We start from the raw sequence: 201 nt of genomic DNA, 5'->3' as shown, positions 1-201 counted from the left end.
GGCTCCCCAGACTGGACTCGAACCAGTGACATACGGATTAACAGTCCGCCGTTCTACCAACTGAACTACAGGGGAATAAATTACTAAACAGGTAAACACCTGTCGTGCTTCAATTTTAAATAACTTTGGCTCCCCAGACTGGACTCGAACCAGTGACATACGGATTAACAGTCCGCCGTTCTACCAACTGAACTACAGGGG

Annotated in this window: 1 tRNA gene; it reads right to left on the bottom strand. The window is 47.8% G+C overall.

Annotation, left to right across the window (positions count from 1 at the left end):
• Positions 1–2: 2 nt before the first annotated feature.
• Positions 3–75 (bottom strand) — tRNA-Asn (locus Q1B47_RS21990).
• Positions 76–201: the final 126 nt, after the last annotated feature.

Origin of the sequence: uncultured Shewanella sp. (genome assembly GCF_947501225.1) — a bacterium.
In the GTDB taxonomy this organism is placed as follows: domain Bacteria; phylum Pseudomonadota; class Gammaproteobacteria; order Enterobacterales; family Shewanellaceae; genus Shewanella.
Note: the sequence above shows the minus strand (reverse complement) of the source record. Positions and strands in the feature narration are given on the sequence as shown.